Origin of the sequence: Daejeonella sp., from assembly GCF_044232565.1 — a bacterium.
Taxonomy (GTDB): Bacteria; Bacteroidota; Bacteroidia; order Sphingobacteriales; family Sphingobacteriaceae; genus Daejeonella.
This window is the reverse complement of record NZ_JBIILQ010000196.1, coordinates 1-5368: the sequence shown is the minus strand read 5'-3', so window position 1 is coordinate 5368 and position 5368 is coordinate 1. Positions and strand designations below refer to the sequence as shown.

At 36.0% G+C, this 5368-nt stretch carries 6 protein-coding genes; 3 read left to right on the top strand and 3 right to left on the bottom strand.

All coding sequences use genetic code 11. The annotated features are described in order from the left end of the window. The 3 genes from ACILQF_RS10225 to ACILQF_RS10215 all read right to left on the bottom strand — a co-directional run. Positions 1-335 (bottom strand): phosphatidylserine decarboxylase (locus tag ACILQF_RS10225; RefSeq protein WP_395627310.1); only part of this gene is annotated, 335 nt, incomplete at its 3' end. A gap of 66 nt (positions 336-401) precedes the next feature. Further along, entirely contained in the window at positions 402-935 is a 534-nt protein-coding gene (gene hpt / locus ACILQF_RS10220) for a hypoxanthine phosphoribosyltransferase (protein ID WP_395627309.1), read from the bottom strand. A gap of 19 nt (positions 936-954) precedes the next feature. Then, complete coding sequence (locus tag ACILQF_RS10215) at positions 955-3084, bottom strand: transglycosylase domain-containing protein (RefSeq protein WP_395627308.1); 2130 nt, start codon at positions 3082-3084, stop codon at positions 955-957. A 176-nt stretch (positions 3085-3260) separates the two neighbouring features. Here ACILQF_RS10215 and ACILQF_RS10210 point away from each other — a divergent pair, with 176 nt between their 5' ends. The 3 genes from ACILQF_RS10210 to ACILQF_RS10200 all read left to right on the top strand — a co-directional run bounded on the left by ACILQF_RS10210 (position 3261) and on the right by ACILQF_RS10200 (position 5361). Continuing rightward, complete coding sequence (locus ACILQF_RS10210; protein ID WP_395627307.1) at positions 3261-4322, top strand: Mrp/NBP35 family ATP-binding protein; 1062 nt, start codon at positions 3261-3263, stop codon at positions 4320-4322. A gap of 41 nt (positions 4323-4363) precedes the next feature. Further along, on the top strand, positions 4364-4642 hold the full coding sequence (locus tag ACILQF_RS10205) for a NifU family protein (RefSeq protein WP_395627306.1): 279 nt from the start codon (positions 4364-4366) through the stop codon (positions 4640-4642). Positions 4643-4725: 83 nt separating this feature from the next. After that, positions 4726-5361, top strand: a complete 636-nt coding sequence (locus ACILQF_RS10200; protein ID WP_395627305.1) for a hypothetical protein — start codon at positions 4726-4728, stop codon at positions 5359-5361. The last annotated feature ends 7 nt before the right edge of the window (positions 5362-5368 follow it).

The following is a 5368-nucleotide window of genomic DNA, read 5'->3' as shown; positions in this document are numbered from 1 at the left end:
GAGATGGGGTTTCTGTTGATATGCACATTGATTGGCGACATGAATACGGAAACTTGAATACGCTTTTCTTTAAGAAATTCAGTTTCTTCAGTCTCCTCGATTACTACTACCTTACCATCTGCCGGGCAAATAACATGATCTTCATTTTGTACTACCGTAATAGTCGGACTCCTAAAAAACTGTAGAATAATTAAAAATAAGGCAAAAGATAATATGTAAATGGTCCAGATAAACCATGTTGTGTCGGGGAAAAGGTATTGAACAAGGGCATTAAGGACAAAAACAAACAAAATGCAGAGTGCAATTGAAGTATATCCTTCTTTGTGAATAGTCATTTTTTCTTTTTAAATATTTTCAAAAATACAATTTTGTACAAACTTTAACCCATCAATTATTATAGTTTATACAGCTTTATAAATATCTCTTAAATTTCGGCCTAGCCCATTATAATCTAAACCATAACCTACTACAAACTCATCTGGGATTTCAAAACCAACGTAAGCAATCTCATCAAGCTCAACTTTTAAAGATTTGGGTTTTAGTAAGAGTGTACAAACACTAACCGATGCTGGCATTTCTTTTTCAACCATTTTCAGTAGAAACTCAAGCGTTTTACCACTATCCACAATATCTTCTACAATAATTATATCTCTATCCTTTAAAGGCATCTGCAGACTAATTTCTTCTTTGATTTTTCCGCTACTTTTATCGCCTTCGTAGGATGAAACCTTCACAAAGCTAACTTCAGAGGATATGTGAATCTCTTTAATTAGATCCGCAAGAAAAATAAAACTACCATTTAAGACGCCAATAAATACCGGGATTTTATTTTCGAAATCAACATTTAGTTGAATAGCCAATAAACGAATTCTCTTTTTTATTTGCTCGTATTCTAAGAAAAGCTCAAAATGTTTATCATCAATTTCTATTTTCATGGATAATATTTGGATTAAATTATTGATCTGTTTTGGGTGGTTTTCTCTCCAGTTTTCTTTGCTCCCTTTTCTCTTTACGATTTGGTAATACCGTATTAGTGCTAGTATCTTTCGAAATATTTCTGGTTTTTGTATTTTGTTTCAGTTGAAGGCTATCTATTTTTTTAATCATTAAAAGTTGCTGTAAGAACCCATCTTCTTCTAAGTCGCTATTAATCAGCAAACTATCTACTACTAATGAATCTGTTGGTAATCCTGATCTTAAGCTTTCTCGTAAACGTACCGAATAGAAACCATAATAATTACTATCGGGAGGTGTCATTCCTCGTTTGGCCATAATTCCACCAATAAAATTAAAATAGGATGCAAGATTTGATCTTAAACTTCCATCTCCCTCAAAACGGTACAAGCCAGATTTAGGTCGGGGAACAATGCTAGCCAAGAAAATACTTTCGCCAACATTAAGTTCTGAGGGATGTTTACTAAAGTAGTATTGAGAGGCTTCTCCAATACCGTACACATTTTTACCCCACTCAATTAAGTTTAGATAGGTTTCAAACATACGTTGTTTACTTGATAAGCGCCCGTTTTCCATGATCCATACAATTAGAATTTCCTCTATCTTTCTAGCCAGTGTTTTTTGTCTGTTCAGGAATACATTTTTAACCAATTGCATCGAAATGGTGCTTCCGCCCCTTTTGAATGCCTTTTCTTTAAAATTAGTGGCAATTGACTTTCGAATAGATTCTTCTACAAAGCCATTATGACTATAAAATGAAGGATCTTCAGCGGTTAGAAGTGCATTTTTTAAATAGGGTGAAATTTGATCAATAGGTGTAAAATTGGGGTTTTCCGTACCTATGATTATATCTCGCATGGGTTTTCCATATTCATATGGCGTGTAAACAAAGCTTCCATTGATTTTCTGCAGATTTGTTTTACCCCATTTTTTTATTTTAAAACCTTTATTTTTTAGTCGTGAGCTAAAAATAACATCATCAGGTTTCTCAGCATCTAAATAAAAATCTAAGCTATATTGTAGTTTACCAGCTACTTGAATGCCTTCCAAGGACTCAAATAGGCCTTGCGGAAATGAATTAAATATCTGTTGAGCATCTAATTCATCGGTTCGTATTTTTAGTTCATAGATTTTGCTTGGAGAAACTGTGTATTTTATAAAAGGGTGAATATCAACATCTTTTAGGTGAATGGTTGAAGCACTGTCAATCGAAATAAAATTTTCACCAATTAGCATTTCCGCATCCATCGAGGCATGTTCAACAATCACATCTGCCGCAGATATTCTTGCATGCTTCACCAGCATATTTTTAACCTCAAAGAGGCCACTAATTTTGAGCTCATCTCCACTTCGTTTGAGCCCTTTCATTTCTGTTCTTGCGGTATCAAAGTTCAGCTTTAGCCCGAATTTTTTTTCCAGATATGGCAATTCTACCTTTTTATTATCTGCAAAAAGCATTAGATTGAGCTGTTTATCATCTGGATCGACGCTACCTTCAATATGCCAAGTAGATTCATTTCCATTAATTTTAATGCTTGAACTTACCTCTCCACCATCAATTTTCGCTGTTGTGGTGTGTATGTCGACGAGGTTTGAATCATCCTGAAGTTTAATTTTAAAATTCCTGATATCCATGTCATCCGGAATTTTATAAAGCATCTCATTAATCAGATTATTCGCAAAGTTGGCCAGATCTATTTCAGATGTTGTAGTGGTATTATTAGATTTTGATTTGCGGAAAAGAAAATCATAATTGCTGATAGAGTCTTTTTTTATTAAGTTAATTATACCTCCATCAAGGTTTATTTCAGCTAGTTTAATATCTCCAAAAATGAGCGGGAATAATTTAACCCCTATTTTAAAGTTTTCAATTTTAGCCAAGCTATCTCTATCCCTTGGTACGGCGCTAATGTTTTTAAATTGCACGCTACTTAGTCCTACGAAAGAGGCACTTTCAATTTTCAGCTCCAGATCATAGTCCCTTTCAGCTTTATCGATAACCCTCTTAATTGCTGCATTCAATAGAGCTTCTCGTTTTGCAAAGGCAATTCCTCCGGCAATTAGCACAATCGCTAGTAAGCTAATTAGTGAAATTTTGGCGATTCTTAAATAATTCTTAGGTATCTGCATGTATTTTAACTTCCGATATAGAAAGATAACGCTTTTTGACAAAAAATGGTTTTAGCTTGACAAATAAACGCTAGTCTGTTCGAGTAAAAAACCTTAATCAGCCAAGATTAAGATTAATCTTTTTGTAGATTTGAGGGTAAACTTAAACAAAAATATTATCTCCTTAATATTCAAAAATGATCACTCAGGAACAGATATATAATGCACTTCGTCACGTGGAAGATCCCGATCTAAAAAAGGACCTTGTTACATTAAATATGATTGAAGATCTTAAGATTGATGGCCTTAAAATCAGCTTTTCGGTCGTTTTAACAACCCCTGCTTGTCCGATGAAAGCCATGCTCGAAAACGCATGCCGCAATGCAATACTTCATTTTGTTAGTAAGGATGCTGATTTGTCAATCAACATGACTTCAAGGGTAAGCAGCCGACCAGAGGGATCATTGGCAGGAATTAAGAATATTATTTTGGTTGCATCGGGTAAGGGGGGAGTTGGAAAATCAACTGTGGCAGTGAATTTAGCATTGGGTTTGTCAAAAAAGGGAGCAAGTGTTGGTTTAATTGATGCGGATGTATATGGCCCTTCAATACCGATGATGTTCGGACTTGAGAGTGCTAGGCCAAATTCCACTCAGACTGCAGACGGTAAGACTAGAATTGAACCCATTGAAAAGTATGGTATTAAATTACTTTCGATTGGCTTTTTTACGGATCCTAATCAGCCGGTACCATGGCGTGGACCAATGGTATCAACTGCTGTAAAACAGCTTTTTAATGATGCAGACTGGGGAGAGATTGATTATCTAGTTGTTGATCTTCCACCAGGAACAGGAGATATACACATTACGGTTGCACAAGGCTTTCCAATCACGGGCGCGGTTATTGTAACCACTCCTCAAAATGTGGCTCTTGCAGATGCTCGAAAGGGTGTTGGAATGTTTTTGATGGATTCAATTAATATTCCTTTGCTCGGTGTTGTTGAAAATATGTCTTATTTTACTCCAGCAGAGCTGCCTGATAATAAGTATTATATTTTTGGCAAAAATGGCGGACAGGCGCTTGCAAAGCAGTTTGACACCCCATTTTTAGGTGAAATACCACTAGTGAAAAGTATTAGCGATGCGGGCGATGGTGGTAAACCAATTATTTTGGATGATGAAAGTGTGATGGCTAAGGCATTTATGGATATTACTGAACGAGTAGCGCAGCAGGTGGCAATTTTAAATGCTGTTAAATAGCATTTTTTAAAAATTTCGTATCTTTATAAAAAGAAAAAACCATGGATTTGTTGCAAAGAGTTGAAAATGCGTTAGACACTATCCGCCCTTATTTAGAAGCTGATGGCGGAAACGTATCCGTAGAGGAAATTACTTCCGACAATATCGTCCGACTTCGTTTACTTGGTTCTTGTGGCTCTTGTCCGATGAGTATTATGACTCTTAAGGCTGGAATTGAACAAGCTATCAAGCGTTCGGTTCCTGAAATTGAAGCTGTTGAGGCAGTAAATTTGACCGATATTGATGATCCTGAAGCAGTTGTACCCGAGCGATTAAAGTAAATTTTCAAAATTTTATATCAATGACTTTTTTCATATTTAACAGTAATTAACATCAAACGCCTACGATTTTACTAAATTTGAGCATGCGGAACTATATATTTTTTATCTTTCTGTTTTGTACTTTTTCTGGCTTTGCGCAGGAAAGAGGCAAAAAGCTCGTGCAATTTTCGGGTGTGATTATGAACCGTGATAGCAATACGGTTGTTCCCTACGTAACTATTAGGAATGTATCGGGGAGAGATCAATATTTTTCAGCAAACTATAAGGGTTATTTTTCATTTGTTGCCAATGAGGGTGATACCTTGCTTTTTACGGCTGTTGGCTATAAAAAAGAGGGTGTTGTTATTCCACTAGGTTTGTCTGATAATAAATATACCATTTTAATGAAAATGAAGCAGGAGGTGATTAACCTTCCCGGTGTAAGAGTTTTTCCTTGGGCAAGTACTGACGAATTCAAAAAGGAATTCATGACTATGAAGTTTGCCGATGATGATCTTGAAATCGCTAAAAAGAACGTTTCGCGTGAAAGTTTAGCATCGATGATGGCCACCCTTCCTAGAGATGGAGCTGAGATGCAGGGTTTTAACTTCCAAAATAATCATAATCGCTTAGTTAATCGAAATATCAATCAACGCTTAGCGAATCCCTTACTTAATCCTTTCGCTTGGGGCGCACTTCTTCAGCAGATTATGCAAGGGGATAAGAGTAGGGGGCAGTAGTAAGGAG

Excerpts from the sequence above, each read along its gene's own strand:
- hpt (WP_395627309.1), bottom strand. The coding sequence starts at position 935 with ATGAAAATAGAAATTGATGATAAACATTTTGAGCTTTTCTTAGAATAC.
- ACILQF_RS10215 (WP_395627308.1), bottom strand. The coding sequence starts at position 3,084 with ATGCAGATACCTAAGAATTATTTAAGAATCGCCAAAATTTCACTAATT.
- ACILQF_RS10210 (WP_395627307.1), top strand. The coding sequence starts at position 3,261 with ATGATCACTCAGGAACAGATATATAATGCACTTCGTCACGTGGAAGAT.
- ACILQF_RS10205 (WP_395627306.1), top strand. The coding sequence starts at position 4,364 with ATGGATTTGTTGCAAAGAGTTGAAAATGCGTTAGACACTATCCGCCCT.
- ACILQF_RS10200 (WP_395627305.1), top strand. The coding sequence starts at position 4,726 with ATGCGGAACTATATATTTTTTATCTTTCTGTTTTGTACTTTTTCTGGC.